Source organism: Streptomyces sp. NPDC001663 (assembly GCF_042893105.1).
Taxonomy (GTDB): Bacteria; Actinomycetota; Actinomycetes; order Streptomycetales; family Streptomycetaceae; genus Streptomyces.
Genome location: NZ_JBIAUR010000009.1, coordinates 182,766 through 197,772, shown reverse-complemented (window position 1 = coordinate 197,772; position 15,007 = coordinate 182,766). Strand labels below are relative to the sequence as shown.

Annotated in this window: 14 protein-coding genes; 7 read left to right on the top strand and 7 right to left on the bottom strand. The window is 71.2% G+C overall.

Going from position 1 to position 15,007, the window contains the following annotated elements; translation table 11 throughout:
• Position 1 precedes the first annotated feature (1 nt).
• The 4 genes from mftD to mftA form a co-directional block, all read right to left on the bottom strand.
• On the bottom strand, positions 2-1,192 hold the full coding sequence (mftD, locus tag ACFY1L_RS28625) for a pre-mycofactocin synthase MftD (protein ID WP_388830388.1): 1,191 nt from the start codon (positions 1,190-1,192) through the stop codon (positions 2-4).
• On the bottom strand, positions 1,189-2,424 hold the full coding sequence (gene mftC, locus ACFY1L_RS28620) for a mycofactocin radical SAM maturase (protein ID WP_388830385.1): 1,236 nt from the start codon (positions 2,422-2,424) through the stop codon (positions 1,189-1,191). Before mftC ends, mftD begins: the two co-directional genes overlap by 4 nt.
• On the bottom strand, positions 2,421-2,705 hold the full coding sequence (gene mftB, locus ACFY1L_RS28615; RefSeq protein ID WP_388830382.1) for a mycofactocin biosynthesis chaperone MftB: 285 nt from the start codon (positions 2,703-2,705) through the stop codon (positions 2,421-2,423). Before mftB ends, mftC begins: the two co-directional genes overlap by 4 nt.
• Positions 2,706-2,766: 61 nt before the next feature.
• Positions 2,767-2,880: a mycofactocin precursor MftA gene (gene mftA, locus ACFY1L_RS28610; protein ID WP_388830379.1), complete on the bottom strand. Its 114-nt coding sequence runs from the start codon at positions 2,878-2,880 to the stop codon at positions 2,767-2,769.
• Between the two features lie 294 nt (positions 2,881-3,174).
• Between mftA and mdo the strand changes: the two genes are divergently transcribed.
• From mdo to mftM, 4 genes are all read left to right on the top strand, one after another.
• Positions 3,175-4,467, top strand: a complete 1,293-nt coding sequence (gene mdo, locus ACFY1L_RS28605; protein ID WP_388830376.1) for an NDMA-dependent methanol dehydrogenase — start codon at positions 3,175-3,177, stop codon at positions 4,465-4,467.
• 79 nt (positions 4,468-4,546) lie between these two features.
• Positions 4,547-5,722, top strand: coding sequence for an AAA family ATPase (locus ACFY1L_RS28600; RefSeq protein ID WP_388830373.1), 1,176 nt, complete (start codon positions 4,547-4,549; stop codon positions 5,720-5,722).
• Positions 5,723-5,751: 29 nt separating this feature from the next.
• Complete coding sequence (locus ACFY1L_RS28595; RefSeq protein WP_388830368.1) at positions 5,752-7,260, top strand: VWA domain-containing protein; 1,509 nt, start codon at positions 5,752-5,754, stop codon at positions 7,258-7,260.
• Positions 7,257-8,165 carry a mycofactocin oligosaccharide methyltransferase MftM gene (gene mftM / locus ACFY1L_RS28590; protein WP_388830362.1) on the top strand — a complete coding sequence of 303 codons (909 nt, stop codon included), beginning with the start codon at positions 7,257-7,259 and terminating at the stop codon, positions 8,163-8,165. The genes ACFY1L_RS28595 and mftM overlap by 4 nt, the downstream gene beginning before the upstream one ends.
• 17 nt (positions 8,166-8,182) lie before the next feature.
• On the opposite strand, the gene ACFY1L_RS28585 is transcribed toward mftM, so the two are convergent.
• From ACFY1L_RS28585 to ACFY1L_RS28575, 3 genes are read right to left on the bottom strand one after another with little or no spacing between them, the layout of a single operon-like run.
• A complete protein-coding gene (locus tag ACFY1L_RS28585; protein WP_388830359.1) occupies positions 8,183-8,860 on the bottom strand; it encodes a response regulator in 678 nt (225 codons plus the stop codon).
• A complete protein-coding gene (locus ACFY1L_RS28580; protein WP_388830356.1) occupies positions 8,857-10,227 on the bottom strand; it encodes a sensor histidine kinase in 1,371 nt (456 codons plus the stop codon). Before ACFY1L_RS28580 ends, ACFY1L_RS28585 begins: the two co-directional genes overlap by 4 nt.
• Before the next feature lie 10 nt (positions 10,228-10,237).
• Positions 10,238-11,515 (bottom strand): iron-containing alcohol dehydrogenase, encoded by a 1,278-nt coding sequence (locus ACFY1L_RS28575; RefSeq protein ID WP_388830353.1) that lies wholly within the window; start codon positions 11,513-11,515, stop codon positions 10,238-10,240.
• 209 nt (positions 11,516-11,724) lie between these two features.
• Here ACFY1L_RS28575 and ACFY1L_RS28570 point away from each other — a divergent pair, with 209 nt between their 5' ends.
• The 3 genes from ACFY1L_RS28570 (at position 11,725) to ACFY1L_RS28560 (ending at position 14,996) form a co-directional block, all read left to right on the top strand.
• Positions 11,725-12,966 carry a GAF domain-containing protein gene (locus ACFY1L_RS28570; protein WP_388830350.1) on the top strand — a complete coding sequence of 414 codons (1,242 nt, stop codon included), beginning with the start codon at positions 11,725-11,727 and terminating at the stop codon, positions 12,964-12,966.
• A 108-nt stretch (positions 12,967-13,074) separates the two neighbouring features.
• The gene (gene adh / locus ACFY1L_RS28565) at positions 13,075-14,592 is read left to right on the top strand and encodes an aldehyde dehydrogenase (protein ID WP_388830347.1); all 1,518 of its coding nucleotides are present in this window, start codon (positions 13,075-13,077) and stop codon (positions 14,590-14,592) included.
• Positions 14,592-14,996, top strand: coding sequence for a DUF779 domain-containing protein (locus tag ACFY1L_RS28560; protein WP_388830345.1), 405 nt, complete (start codon positions 14,592-14,594; stop codon positions 14,994-14,996). The genes adh and ACFY1L_RS28560 overlap by 1 nt, the downstream gene beginning before the upstream one ends.
• The last annotated feature ends 11 nt before the right edge of the window (positions 14,997-15,007 follow it).

The following is a 15,007-nucleotide window of genomic DNA, read 5'->3' as shown; positions in this document are numbered from 1 at the left end:
GTCAGGCCGTCCCCACGGGGTGGGGCGCGCCCAGGGTGCGGGTGAAGCCGGGCGGGACGACCACGTCGTCGCGGGTCAGTTCGTGGACGGACGAGCGGCCGAGGCCGAGCAGGGCCGAATCGATGCCGCGGCTGAGGATGTCGAGGACGTTCTCCACGCCGGCCTGGCCGCCCGCCGCCAGGCCCCACAGGTAGGCGCGGCCGATCAGCACCGCCTTGGCGCCCAGCGCGAGCGCCTTGACCACGTCGGTGCCGCGCCGGACACCGCCGTCGAGCACCAGCTCGACCTGGTCGCCGACCGCGTCCGCGATGGCGGGCAGGGCGCGGATCGGGGCAGGGGTCGCGTCGAGGTTGTTGCCGCCGTGGTTGGACACCGAGATCGCGGTGAACCCGGCGTCGACGGCGCGCAGGGCGTCGTCCACCCGGCAGATCCCCTTGAGCAGGAACGGCCCGTCCCACTGCTCGCGCAGCCAGCGCACGTCGTCCCAGGATGGCGGAGGCGTCTGCATCCACTCGCCGTAGGCACCGAAGAACGTGGGCGCGTCCTGGCCAGGCTCGGCGAGGTTCGGTGTGCTCAGGTCCGGGAGGCTGCGCGACTTCACGAACTCCCACAGCCAGGCCGGGCGGGTCAGCGCCTCCGGCGCGAAGCGCAGCATCTCCTTCGGCGTCAGCCGCTCGGGAATCCTCGGGCTGCCCCAGTCCCGGCCGTAGGAGAACGACCAGTCCAGGGTGACGATCAGCGCCTTGGCCCCGGCGTCGCGGGCGTACTCGATCCGCCGGGTCATCGCGTCCTTCGAGCCCATCCAGTACATCTGGAAGAACGTCCGCGGATTGGCTGCCACCACCTCCGGCAGCGCCTTGTTGGCGAAGGAGCTGAGCCCGACCGCCGTGCCCCGGGCCGCGGCGGCCCGCGCGACGGCCACCTCGCCGTCCGGGTGCACGGCCTGCACCCCGGTCGGGGAGATGATCACCGGGAGGGCGAGCTGCTGTCCCAGCACGGTCGTGGCCTGGTCGCGCTTGGCCGACAGCCCGGCCACGTGTGGGGCGAGGCCCAACTCGCCGAAGGCGGTGGTGTTGTCGTCGTAGGAGACACCCTGTTCCGAGCCGGCCAACAGCGCGCTGTAGACCGACTTCGGCAGCCGCTTGCGTGCTCGCCGCTGAGCCTCGGCGACCGTCTCGATCCACTTGCTCATGACGTTCCCTTCTCGTCGGGTGAGGCGCTCAAGTCGGCGCCGGCCAGCGGGCTTTCGTCGCAGAACCGGTCCGGGCGGCGGGTGCGGACGGCCGGCATGCCCAGGGGCACGGTGCGGTGCGAGTGGTCCTTGCCCTGGCGCGGGAGCGCGGAGCGGTCGGTGCCCGTGAGCGCGGTCGCGCCGTGGCCCTTGACGCACTCCGGGTCGGGGCCGTCCAGCGGCAGCCCCGTGAAGAACTTCGCGGCCATGCAGCCGCCCTGGCAGGCGTCGTACGCCGAGCAGCCGGAACAGGCACCGCCGGAGGCGGGCCGGCGCAGCTCGGCGAAGAGCGCGGACTCGCGCCACACCCGCTGAAAGCCGCCCGGCGTGCGGATGTTGCCCGCCTTGAACGCGTCGTGGATGGCGAACGGGCAGGCGTACACGTCACCCACCGGGTCGATCAGGCACACCACCCGCCCGGCCCCGCACAGGTTCAGTCCCGCCAGCGGCTCGGAGCCCAGCGCGTTGAGGTGAAAGAAGGAGTCGCCGGTGAGGACCTTCTCGCCGTGGCCGAGGAGCCAGGTGTACAGCTCGCGCTGCTGCTCGGAGGTGGGGTGCAGCTCGTCCCAGACGTCGGCGCCGCGGCCGGAGGGGCGAAGGCGGGTGATACGCAGCTGGGCGCCGTAGCGGTCGGCCAGGGCGGCGAAGTCGTCGAGCTGCGGCACGTTCTGACGGGTCATCACCACCGAGATCTTGAAGTCGGCGAAACCCGCGGCGGCGAGGTTCTCCATGGCGCGCACCGCCATGTCGTACGAACCCCGGCCGCGCACCGCGTCGTTGACCTCGCGGGTGGCGCCGTCGAGGGAGATCTGCACGTCGACGTAGTCGGTCGCGGCCAGCCGGCGCGCCCGTTCGGGGGTCAGACGCAGGCCGTTGGTGGAGAACTTCACGCCGACCTGGTGGGCGATCGCGTAGTCCAGCAGTTCCCAGAAGTCGGGGCGGACGGTGGGCTCGCCACCGCCGACGTTGACGTAGAAGACCTGCATGCGCCGCAGTTCGCGGATCACCGACTTGATCTCGTCCGTGGACAGTTCGAGGGGGTCGCGCCGGCCGGACGAGGACAGGCAGTGCGTGCAGGAGAGGTTGCAGGCGTACGTCCACTCCCAGGTCAGGCAGATCGGGGCGTGCAGGCCGCCCTTGAACTGCTCGACCAGGGCGGGGACGGCAGCGGGGGCTTCGTGGGTGACGGTCACGGCTGCGGCTCCGCTTCGGTGGGGACGATCATGTCGGCGGCGGCCAGGGAGGCGAGGGCCCGTCCGAAGGCGTCGCGGCGTTTCTCGGGGACCTCGGCGAGGGCCTCCCGTGCGCTGCCGTAGCGGCCCAAGTCGCCTACCAGCGCGACCAGTTCGGGTGCCTTGAGGAACGACAGCCGGCGGTTGCCGAAGTGGTAGGCCAGCGCCCCGAACGGCTCGGGGCGCAGCGCGACGCAGGGGTTCAGGCGGTAGGGGCGGGCCGCGTCGAACGGGGCAGGCACGGTTGGCTCGGTAAACGAGACAGGCACGGTCGGCTCGGTAGACGAAGCAGACATGGCCGGCTCAGTACACGCCGCACATGCCGTCGATGGAGACCTCCTCGACGAGGACCTCCTCGATCACCTCGTCCACGGCGACGGTGTCGTCCTGCTCGACGGTGCGGGTCTCGTCCTGCATGGCAGTCCTCCTGAAGGGGCGGTAAGGGCAAGGGATTTCGGCACTCGGTGCCGTACACAACTCGACGCTAGGGCGCACGCCTTCGCGTCTCGCCCTGCTTTCGGCCGCCCTCACCCTGCCCGGTCGGACAGGTACGCCCCGGCCCCCTCCGATCGGACGGGGCGCACCCCCTCCGTCCGCGTCCGCCGGCCGTCCGAGCGGCCGGTGTCGCGCCGCGATCCGGTCCCCGAAGGTGAAGCACGCCGCCAACTTCCCGACCACGCGCCTCACGGTGCGGAGAGGACAGTCGCGATCATGCAGGTCGAAGAACTTCTCAAGCCGTTCCCCATCAAGGAGTTCCACCCCTTCCCCCGGGCGCTGCTCGGCCCCGGCGCACACGAACTGATCGGCCCGGAGGCCAAGAAGCTGGGGTTCAAGCGGACGCTGGTGATGACCACGGGTCTGCGCGGCAGCGACACCGTGCACAAGATCGTCGAGTCGATGAAGTACCACGGGCTCGAGGTCGTGGTGTACGACAAGGTCGAGTCGAACCCCAAGGACTACAACGTCATGGACGCCGTGACGCTGTACCAAGAGAACAAGTGCGACTCGTTCGTCTCCATCGGGGGCGGCTCCGCGCACGACGCCTGCAAGGGCGCCCGTGTCTCGGTGGCCCACGACGGCCGCAACGTCAACGACTTCGAGGGCTTCAACAAGTCCGAGAACCCCAAGAACCCGCCGCACATCGCGGTGTCGACGACGGCCGGCACGGGCTCGGAGACCTCATGGGCCTACGTCATCACCGACACCACCACCGACCCCGACAACCCCCACAAGTACGTGGCGTTCGACGACGCGTCCGTGGCCAGCCTCGCCATCGACGACCCGACGCTGTACTACGACTGCCCGCTCGACTACACCGCCCAGTGCGGCTTCGACGTCCTCGCGCACGCCTCCGAACCGTACGTCTCCCGGCTCAACTTCCAGCCCTCGCTGGGCAATTCGCTGCACGCCATCAAACTGACCGCCAGGCATCTGCGGCAGGCGGTGTGGAACGGCCAGGACCTGGCCGGGCGTGAGGGGATGATGTACGCGCAGTACATCGCGGCGCAGGCCTTCAACTCCGGCGGCCTCGGCATCATCCACTCCATCTCGCACGCGGTCAGCGCGTTCTACGACACCCACCACGGCCTCAACAACGCGATCGCGCTGCCCCGGGTGTGGGCGTTCAACATGCCCGCCCAGTACGAGCGGTTCGCGGACATCGCCGAGGCGATGGGCGTCGACACGCACGGCATGACGAAGGTCAAGGCCGCCGAGGCCGCGCTCGCGGCGGGCATCCGGCTGCTGCGTGACGTCGGCATCCCGGAGAAGTTCACCGACGTCACGCAGGACACGTACTCCAAGAACCGGCTCGGCCAGGGTCCGACGAAGTTCTACGAGCAGGCCAAGACGATCACCGGCGATGCCGGGGACGTCGACCGGATCACGAACCACGTCCTCGGTGACGCCTGCACCCCGGGCAACGCCAAGGAGTGCACGTTCGACACGGTCCGGCCCGTTGTCGAGCACTCCATGACCGGCGACCTGGACGACCTGCTCGGCTGAGCGCTTCCCGCCCGTGCGGGGGACGGCCACGGCTCGCCGTCCCCCGCCACCGTCCCGCCCGACTCCCGACGGAGGACCCGTGCCCGCCACACCCGAGAACCCCGCCGCGTTCGCCTCGGTCGAGGACGTCACCGAACGCTTCGCCGGCCACGGCTACATCGCCGACCGCCGGCTAGCCACGACCGTGTTCCTGCTGACCCGGCTGGACAAGCCGGTGCTGCTGGAGGGCCCGGCCGGCGTCGGCAAGACCGAGCTCGCCAAGGCACTCGCCGCGGCCACCGGGCGCCGGCTGCTGCGCCTGCAGTGCTACGAGGGCCAGGACGAGAGCCGCGCCCTGTACGAGTGGGACTACGGCAAGCAGCTGCTGTACACGCAGATGCTCCGCGACAAGATCGGCGACCTGACCGCCGACACACCCGATCTGGGCTCCGCGGTCCGCCGTATCGAGGAGCAGGACAGCGTGTTCTTCTCCGACCGCTTCCTCGCGCCCCGCCCGCTGCTGGACGCCATCCGCGGCGAGGAGCCCGCGGTACTGCTCATCGACGAGGTCGACCGGGCCGACGAGGCGCTGGAGGCCGTACTCCTCGAGTGTCTGGCGGAGTACCAGGTGTCGGTGCCGGAGATCGGCACGTACACCGCCAAGATCCCGCCGTACGTCGTCCTGACCTCCAACAACACCCGCGATCTGTCGGCCGCGCTCAAGCGCCGCTGTCTGCACCTCTTCCTCGACTACCCGGACGCGGAACGGGAGTTGGAGATCCTGCGCTCGAAGGAGACCGGCCTGTCCGAGGCGACCGCCCGCCATCTGGTGCAGGTGGTGCGCGGACTGCGCGAGCTGCAGCTGCGCAAGAACCCCAGCATCTCCGAGACCGTCGACTGGGCCCGCACCCTCGCCGTCCTCGGCGTCGAGGAGCTCGACCCCGAGGTGCTCGCCGACACGGCCAACGTCGTCCTCAAGTACGAGCGCGACCTGCACCGCGCGCTGGACGTGCTGCCGCGGCTGGTGGATCCCAACCGCGTACTGCCGGAACCGGGCCACCACCACGACGGCCACGGCCACCACCACCATCACAACGGGCACCACCACGATCACGAGGTGGACGGGCAGGCGGTCAGGGCGGCCATGGACCGGCAGGGCCGCCACGACGAGGGCTACTACGGCGCTCCGGGCCCCGGCCCGACACAGCGTCCCGCGGCCGGGGCCGGCCAGGGCGCGCGCGCCTTCGCCGCCATCGCCCGCCGCCGCGCGGACTGAACCGAGGGGGGACCGCAATGGAAGCGGGTGTGCACCGATTCGTGCGTGTACTGCGGCTGTTCGGGGTGCGGGTGTCCGTGTCGGAGGCCATGGACGCCATGCGCGCGGCCTCCCAGCCCGGCGTGCTCGGCGGGCGCGACACGCTGCGCGAGGCCCTGCGCCTGACCCTGGTCAAGGACCGCCGCGACGACGAACTGTTCGACGAGCTGTTCGCCGCGTTCTTCTCGCTGTGCCCGGTGGCGGGGGAGCCGGACGGGCACGGCCACAGTCACGAGCACGACGACCTGTCCGACACCGGCGAGTTGGAGTCGTACACCGTCTCCGACGAGCCGTCCGAGACCCCCCAGCAGGGCCACAGCCACGGCAAACCGGCCGACATCCGCGACTACTTCGACCAGCAGGACCTGGCCCAGCAGTACAACCTCCACCAGGAGGCCAACAAGCTCGACCTGGCCTCCATGACCGACGAGATCGTCCTGTCGAAGGACGGCCGCGGCGACCCCACGGGCGGCCCGTCCGTCCAGTTGGAGACCGAGCGGCTGCACGGCGCCGGAGTGCCCGGGCAGTTGGCCGCCGCGACCGGTCTACGCATCGACACGGAGCTGACCGTCGCCCAGCAGGATGCGATGCTGGGCTGGCTCGCGGACGATCCGGAGGACGAACTCGCCTCCCCGCCACGCCCGTTGGCGGGCGTCATCGACAACCTCCCCGAACTCCTCAAACGCCACCTCGACCGCCTCGCCGAACTCCAGTCGGTGGCCGTCGAGTCCGCCCGCCTCGCCGAACGCGCCCGCGTCGAGACCGTCGACGAGGACGAACGCACGCAGCTGGAGGAGGCCCTGCGCCGGATCGGCCGCTCCCTGCACGGCGCCCTGACCAGCCGTAAACGCGCCACCCCGCGAGGACGTGTCCATCCGGGCCGCACCATGCGCCGCAACATGCGCTACGACGGCGTGCCGTTCCGCCCGGTCACCGTCACCCGCGCGGAGGACCGGCCGCGCCTGGTGGTCCTGGTGGACGTGTCGCTGTCGGTGCGGGCGACCGCGCGCTTCACCCTGCATCTGGTGCACGGGCTGCAGTCGCTGTTCGGGCAGGTCCGCTCGTTCGCCTTCGTCGACGAACCGACCGAGATCACCGAGTTGTTCGCCGAGCACCCCCTGGAGCGCGCGCTGGGCCTGGTCTTCGACGGCCTGCCGGCCGGCGGCCTGCTCGACGTCGACGCGAACTCCGACTACGGCCGCACCTTCGAACGGCTCCTGGCCGAACACGCCCCCGCGCTGGGCCGTCGCACCACCCTGCTGGTGCTGGGCGACGGACGCGGCAACGGCAACCCGCCGGCCCTGCATGCCTTCGAGGAGATCACCCGCAGGGTCCGGGAGACGATCTGGCTCACCCCCGAACCCCGGTACTCCTGGGGCCTGGGCGCCTGCGACCTGCCGCTCTACGCCGAGTACTGCAACCGCGTCCAAGTGGTCTCCGACCTTGCAGGCCTTGAGCGCACGGCGCTGCGGATGACGGCGGAGGCGACCGGCCGATGACCACCGCCGCCACCCATCGCATCGACCCGCTGGCCCCGCACCCGCCGGGCCTGTACGCCGACCACGTGATCCGCGTGCTGCGGGAGCACCCGGACGACGACGCCGCGGCACCGGCGCCACTGGTGCGCACCGCACACTTCCGCCTGCGCCGCAGCGGCCGCCGTATCGAGGTGGGCCACTGGCTGCGCCCCGACCAGCTGGACAACGACCTGGCGGGCCTGCTCGCCGAGGAACTGTTCGCCCCCGGCTGGCTGTTGGGCAGCGACATCTTCGAGCGGGTCTTCACCGGCGTCGTGCGTTCCTGCGTGGACGGCGCCCTGCCCGCCTGGGCGGTGTTCTACGACAACACGCTCACCCGGATCCGGGAGGCGTGGCGCCGGCCCACCCAGGCAGCGCACTCGTCGATCGCGGGCTTCGCCCCCGTCTACCGCCGCACCCTGGACCTGGTCGGCGCGGGCGCCGTGCTCGACATGGGCTCCTGCTTCGGGTTCCTGCCGCTGCTGCTGGCCGAGCGTCCGCAGAACACCGTGACCGCCTCCGACCTCGCGCAGGGCACGATGCGGTTGCTGGCCGCGGTGGCCCACGAGCGGGGCGTACGGCTGGACACGCTCGCCTGCGACGCCGCCCGGGTGCCGCTGCCCGACCGCTCGGTGGACACCGTCACCGTCATCCACGTGCTGGAGCACCTGGATCCGGGGCACGGCGAGACGGTCGTACGAGAGGCCGTGCGGCTGGCCCGGCGCCGGGTCGTGGTGGCGGTGCCGTACGAGGAGGAGTCGACCGCGGCCTACGGGCATGTGCGCACCTTCGACCAGGACGCGCTCACGGCTCTGGGCCGGGGCACGGGTCTGGCCTTCACTGTCGACGACCACCACGGGGGATGGCTGGTTGTCGACGCCGACTGAGGCAGGCGCTCGGTACGTCAGATCACGCCCAACTTGCTGGCCTCGTACACGACTTCGGCCCGGGTCGAGGCGTCCATCTTCCGCATGATGTTGCGGACGTGGAACTTGACGGTCGTCTCCGAGATGTACAGCTGGGTGCCGATGTCGCGGTTGCTCAGACCCCGCGCGAGCAGCTGCAGGACTTTCAACTCGCGTTCCGTGAACCGGGGTTGTTCGGGCTGCACGCGCATCGAGCGCACCATGGCGGCCGACGCGTGCGAGTCGAAGGCGCTCTCGTCGCGGGCCACGGCGCGGATGGAGCGCAGGAGTTCGGTGGTGTCGACGTCCTTGACGACATAGCCGCGCGCACCGTGCTGGATCGCGGCCACCACCAGGCTGTCGTCGACGAAGGTGGTGAGGACGAGGACGGCCAGCTTCGGGTGACGCCGCGTCAGTTCCGCGCAGAGTTCCAGGCCTTCGGTGTCGGCACCGGTGGACAGCTTCAGGTCGAGCAGCACGATCGACGGGCGGGTCCGGTCGACGACGGCCTCCGCCTCGGCGACCGTGCTCGCCTCGCCCACCACCTCCAGGTCGCTCTCGCGCTCGAGAATCGACTTCAGGCCGTGGCGGACGATGGCGTGGTCGTCCACCAGGACGATCCGCAGGGTGTTCGCTGGGGCCTCGGTGTGGGCCTCGGTGCCCTGTTCGGCGGTCATCGGCTGCCTTCCTGATCGGTGCGCACCGGCAGCGGGATGCTGGCCCGCAGCAGGACGCCGCCCATGCCCGAGCGGCGGATGGACAGGGCGCCGCCGAGCTCCTCCGCCCTGGCGACCATGTTCGCCAGGCCCCGGTGGCGCCCCGACACATCGGCGGCACGCGAGAGTTGCAGCGCCCGCCGCAGCTGCGCCGGGTCTCCGGTGCCGTCGTCGGACACGCTCAGCACGACGGCCTCCGGCAGGTACCGCAGCCGCATCAGGGCGCGGGTGGCCGCGCCGTGCGTCGCGGAGTTGAACAGGGCCTCCCCGGCCAGCCGCAGGATCGACTGCTCGGCGCGCGGCGGCAGCGGCACCGGGCTGCCCTGCACGGTCACGCGAACGTCGAGCGCGGTCGGCAGGTGCACCGTCGAGAGCCGTTCCAGCATGACCGGGAGTGGTCCGGTCGGCTCGTTCGACGTGTGGTGGAGGGCGTAGATCGAGGAGCGCAGCCGCTCGACGGCCTGACGGCTCAGATCCTTGGCCTCCGCGAGTTGCCCGGCGATGTCCGCGGCCGCTCCGCCCATCGCCTCCAGCTCGGCCCGGCACACCTCGACGGTCATGCCCGCGCTGAGCACGTACTGGGCGACGCTGTCGTGCAACTCCCTTGCGATGCGGTGCCGTTCGTCGTCGAGCGCCTGCCGCTGCATCGCCTCGAACAGCCGCTCCTGCGTCTGCGCCAGCTCGGCGCTGCGCGCGGCGAGGTCCCGGGCCTGCCGCTCGGCGGCCTCCGACAGCTCCTCGGTGCGGCCGCGCAGCGCGGTCGCCGCGTGGAACAGGTAGGTGTTGTGCAGGGCGACGGCGGCCTGGTTGGCCAGCACGCGCAGGATCGCGAGGTCGGTGTCGGCCACCTCGACGCCCACACCGGGCTCCGCGGCGATCCCGCCGACCGGCTCGTCGTCCAAGGTCATGGGCGCCCGTACCCAGGCCCGGTCCTCCGCCGAGGTGGCCGCCTCCCACGGCCGGGTGCGCAGCACCTTCAGATGTGCCCGTACCTCGGCGGGCAGCCGGGTCTCGTCGTCGATGAGTACGTCGTCGGCGTACAGCAGGAACCGCGGCCGGGCCGCGCGCAGGGCGCCGTCCGCCACCGCCAGCAGCAGCCAGCGCGCCTGCAGATGGTCGGCCGCCGTGCGTACGACCGCCTCGACCAGGGCCCGCGGTCCCTCCGCGGTGCGCACCAGCGCGCGCGAGATCCCGTCGAGCGCCTCCACCGTGCGCTCCAGCCGCTCGGTGGAGCGCACATACGCCGGGTAGAAGGACCGCTTGCCCGAACGCAGACCGGTGAGAACCCCCAAGTCGGCGGTGTGCGGGGACCGTTCGGGCACGCTCATCCAGCTCGCCTCACAGCGCCTCGCGGAACAGCACTTCGACGTCGTGCACCTGCACGTCCCGCGGGTTGGTGGCCATGCAGGCGTCCTTGAGCGTGGTGCGGGCCAGCACGGGCACGTCCGAGTCCGCGACGCCCAGGCTCGCCAGCCCCTTGGGCACACCGACGTCGTCGGCCAGCGCGCGCACCAGATCGGCCAGACGCGCCGCCACCTCGTACGGCTCCACGCCCGTGGTCGCGAGGCCGGCCGCCTCGCCCAGCGCGACGAAGCGGTCGGGCCAGGCCTCGGCGTTGAAGCGGATCACGTGCGGCAGCAGCACGCCGTTGACCACGCCGTGCGGCGCGTCGAGCAGGCCGCCCACCTGGTGGCTCATCGCGTGGGTCGCGCCCAGGATCGCGTTGGTGAAGGCCATCCCGGCCTCCAGCGCCGCCTGCGCCATGGCCAGCCGGGCGTCGAAGTCCTTGGGCTCCAGCTGGGTGCGCACCAGGTTGCCGGTGATCAGGCGGACCGCGTGCAGGGCGTGGGTGTCGGTGAGCGGGTTGTGCGCCCGGGACACGAAGGCCTCGATGGCGTGTGTCAGCGCGTCCAGGCCGGTGGCGGCGTTCAGCCAGTCCGGCATGGTCGTCAGCAGCCGCGGGTCGATGACGGAGATCTCCGGGACCAGGGTCCGGCTCACAATGGTGATCTTGATGTGCTCGGTGGTGTCGGTGATCACGGCGAACTGCGACACATCCGCGCCGGTGCCCGACGTGGACGGCACCATCACAGTCGGCGGGATCGGCTGCACGACCTGGTCCACACCCTCGTAGTCGAGGATCCGCCCGCCGTTGCCGGACAGGATCGCCACACCCTTGGCCGCGTCGATGACGGAGCCACCGCCGACGCCGATGATGACGTCGCTGCCGCTCTCGGCGTACCGCTGATAGCCGGCCTCCACCTCGCGGTCCTTGGGATTGGGCGTCACGTCGTGCCAGACCACCGGCCTGAGGCCCACCCGCCGCAGATGACCGACCGCCTCGTCGACCCAGCCCGCCTCGATCAGCCCGGGGTCGGTGACGAGGAACGGTCTGCGGGCGCCGAGCCTGAGCGTGCAATGCCCGAGCTCGGCCAGGGAACCCGGCCCGAACACGACCTCGGGGACGTGGAACTTGGCCAGCCGCGTTGACCGGCCGACGGGCGGGGCAGCCCCGGCCCGCTGCGGGCCCGTGAGCTCGCACGGGGACTCGTCACGGCTCCAGTCGGCGGTCGGCTCACCGCCGCCGGTCGTCATGACGCCTGATGGGAGCGACATGCGACCTCCCCGGCCCGTCCGTGAACACGAAAAAAGCTGTCGTCGAAGGCGAAAAGAGCCGTCGTCGGCCCGAGGCTCAAGGTAGGGCGGGCAGACGTGGGTGCGCTACCCGTCCGTCCGGCGCCGCTTACTGCCCGATCGGACAGGTGCTTTTCTCGCAATCGTGACGGACAATGAGCGATCGTCCCCGTACGACGGCAGGGGAGGACATGTCACAGCGCAGTGACCTCCGGCGGCGCAGGGCAACGCTGGAGGACGAGTGGTCCCGCTGGGTGCCACAGCTCAAGCAGCCGGCGACGGTGCGACGGTCGGGCGGCCAGACGCTGCGGCCAGAGGTCACCGAGTCATGGGCACGCTCCCTCAGCAGTGTCGACCCGCAGAAGGACAGCGCCCCGGCTCTGGACGAACGCTCGGTGGCCGAGCGCTGGGCCGCCTCGCCGCTGCGCCGCCCCCTGGACGACCTCTCCGACGAGCTGCACAGCATCGCCGACGACGCGGGGTTCGTCACCGCGGTCACCGACGCCTCCGGCACCATCCTGTGGACGCGCGGCGGCCAGACCATGCGGCGGCGCGCGGAGCGGGTCAACTTCGCGCCCGGCGGCCGCTGGGACGAGCCGGCCATGGGCACCAACGCCCTCTCGCTCGCCCTGCGCACCGACCGCCCCAGCACCGTCTTCTCCGCGGAACACCTGGTGTCGGCCCTGCACGGCTGGGTCTGCTACTGCGCACCGGTGCACGCCCCGGACGGCCGGGTCCTGGGCGTCCTGGACCTGTCCACCACCTGGGACCGCTCGCACCCCCTGGCCATGTCCACCGTGCGCACCCTCGTCTCCGCCATCGAGGGCAGACTGCGTACGGAGGCTCCGGTACAGCCCGCTGCCGATGCCGTCCCGGTACGGCTGCGCTGCCTCGGCGCCGAGAGTGTCGACCGCGCCGGCACCCCGCTCCTGCTGCGCCCGCGCCAGCTGGAGATCCTTACGCTGCTCGCGCTGGAACCGGACGGCTTCACCCCGGAGCGGCTGCGCGAGGCCCTCTACGGCGATCGCCCGGTTACCGCGTCCACCTTCAAGGCAGAGATCTCCCACCTGCGCCGCGCCCTCGACGGCGGCATCGCACCCCGCCGCTACACGCTGACCGCCCCCGTCACCTGCGACGCCGTCGACGTGCTGCGCGCCCTGGAACGCGGCGACATCAGCACCGCGCTGCGCCACTACCGGGGCCCGCTGCTGCCCCGGTCCGAGGCGCCGGGCATCGTCGAATGGCGGGCCCAACTGGAGGTCGCCGTACGGGAAGCCGTGCTGGCCGGCACCGACCCCGGGCACGCCCTGCGCTACGGCGAGCGCGCCCCGTACGACGCCGAGGTGCACGAACACGCCCTGCGCCTGCTCGCCCCGCACGACCTGCGCCGCCCGATCGCCGTCGGCCGGCTCAGCACCGCGCTACGGGACTGAACGAGACGGCGTCCTCGACACCAACCTTGCGCCAACCTCGGAGACCCACAGTGGGCCGCGTCACGGCGGCACGGGCCGCCGTACCACCATCCTCCGAGGAGAGCCGCCATGGTGTACGCGCAGCCAGGAACCGAAGGCAGCATCGTCGAATTCGCCCGCCGCTACGACAACTTCATCGGCGGCGACTGGGTCGCCCCCGTCGACGGCAAGTACTTCGACAACCCGTCGCCGGTGACCGGCAAGGCGTTCTGCGAGGTCGCCCGCTCCTCCGCCGCCGACGTCGACCTCGCGCTGGACGCCGCCCACGCCGCGGCGGACCGCTGGGGCCGCACCTCCATCGCCGAGCGGGCGCGCGTCCTCAACCGGATCGCGGACCGGATCGAGGAGAACCTCGAGAAGATCGCCGTCGCCGAGACCTGGGAGAACGGCAAGCCCGTCCGCGAAACCCTGAACGTCGACATCCCCCTTGCCGTCGACCACTTCCGCTACTTCGCGGGCGTCGTGCGCAGCCAGGAAGGCACCATCGGCGAGATCGACGAGGACACGATCGCCTACCACTTCCACGAGCCGCTCGGCGTGGTCGGCCAGATCATCCCCTGGAACTTCCCGATCCTGATGGCCGCCTGGAAGCTCGCCCCGGCCCTCGCCGCCGGCAACTGCGTGATCATCAAGCCGGCCGAGCAGACCCCGGCCAGCCTGCTGGTCGTCGTCGACCTGATCGCCGACCTGCTCCCGCCCGGCGTGCTCAACGTGGTCAACGGCTTCGGCGTCGAGGCCGGCAAACCGCTCGCCTCCAGCCCGCGCATCGCCAAGATCGCCTTCACCGGTGAGACCACCACCGGCCGGCTGATCATGCAGTACGCGTCCGAGAACATCATCCCGGTCACCCTGGAACTCGGCGGCAAGAGCCCCAACATCTTCCTGCCCGACGTCCTGGACGCCGACGACGCCTACCTGGACAAGGCCGTCGAGGGCTTCGTGATGTTCGCGGTCAACCAGGGCGAGGTGTGCACCTGCCCCTCCCGGGCCCTGATCGCCTCCTCGATCTACGACGAGTTCATGGCCCGCGCCGTGGAGCGCACCAAGGCCATCAAGGGCGGCAACCCGCTCGACCCGGAGACCATGATCGGCGCCCAGGCCAGCGTCGACCAGTTCGAGAAGATCCTCTCCTACATCGACATCGGCAAGAAGGAGGGCGCGGAGCTGCTCACCGGCGGCGCGCCCCGCACCGTCCCCGGCCTGGAGGGCGGCTTCTACATCGAGCCGACCGTCTTCAAGGGCACCAACGACATGCGGATCTTCCAGGAGGAGATCTTCGGCCCGGTCGTCTCGGTCACCACCTTCGACTCCCCGGAGGAGGCCGCGAAGATCGCCAACGACACCCTCTACGGCCTCGGCGCCGGCGTGTGGTCCCGCAACGGCAACCTCGCCTACCGACTCGGCCGCGAGATCAAGGCCGGACGCGTGTGGACGAACTGCTACCACGCCTACCCGGCCCACGCGGCCTTCGGCGGCTACAAGGGCTCCGGCATCGGCCGCGAGACCCACAAGATGATGCTCGACCACTACCAGCAGACGAAGAACCTGCTGGTCAGCTACTCGGAGCAGAAGCTCGGATTCTTCTGATGGGCACGCGGGCGACGCGGGTGGAACTGACGGACGCCGCACAGAAACTGGTGCGGCAACTGACCGACCAGCACGGCCCTTTGATGTTCCACCAGTCCGGCGGCTGCTGCGACGGCAGCGCACCCATGTGCTACCCGCGCGGCGAGTTCCGGGTCGGCGCCGCGGACGTCCTGCTCGGCCACGTGGCGGGGGACACGCCGTTCTGGATGAGCGCCAAGCAGTACGCGTACTGGCAGCACACCCACCTCACCGTCGACGTGACCCCCGGCCGGGGCAGCGGCTTCTCCCTCGAAGCCCCCGAGGGCTTGCGCTTCCTGATCCGCTCCAGGGTCCTCACAGACGAGGAGTGGCAGCGCATCACCGCGGAACCGCCACTGCCGACCGGCGCGGACAGCGCCGGCTGACCGCGGGGGTG

Coding starts and splice junctions, on each gene's coding strand:
- mftD (WP_388830388.1), bottom strand. CDS start 1,192: ATGAGCAAGTGGATCGAGACGGTCGCCGAGGCTCAGCGGCGAGCACGC.
- mftA (WP_388830379.1), bottom strand. CDS start 2,880: ATGCAGGACGAGACCCGCACCGTCGAGCAGGACGACACCGTCGCCGTG.
- mdo (WP_388830376.1), top strand. CDS start 3,175: ATGCAGGTCGAAGAACTTCTCAAGCCGTTCCCCATCAAGGAGTTCCAC.
- mftM (WP_388830362.1), top strand. CDS start 7,257: ATGACCACCGCCGCCACCCATCGCATCGACCCGCTGGCCCCGCACCCG.
- ACFY1L_RS28585 (WP_388830359.1), bottom strand. CDS start 8,860: ATGACCGCCGAACAGGGCACCGAGGCCCACACCGAGGCCCCAGCGAAC.
- ACFY1L_RS28580 (WP_388830356.1), bottom strand. CDS start 10,227: ATGAGCGTGCCCGAACGGTCCCCGCACACCGCCGACTTGGGGGTTCTC.
- ACFY1L_RS28575 (WP_388830353.1), bottom strand. CDS start 11,515: ATGTCGCTCCCATCAGGCGTCATGACGACCGGCGGCGGTGAGCCGACC.
- ACFY1L_RS28570 (WP_388830350.1), top strand. CDS start 11,725: ATGTCACAGCGCAGTGACCTCCGGCGGCGCAGGGCAACGCTGGAGGAC.
- adh (WP_388830347.1), top strand. CDS start 13,075: ATGGTGTACGCGCAGCCAGGAACCGAAGGCAGCATCGTCGAATTCGCC.
- ACFY1L_RS28560 (WP_388830345.1), top strand. CDS start 14,592: ATGGGCACGCGGGCGACGCGGGTGGAACTGACGGACGCCGCACAGAAA.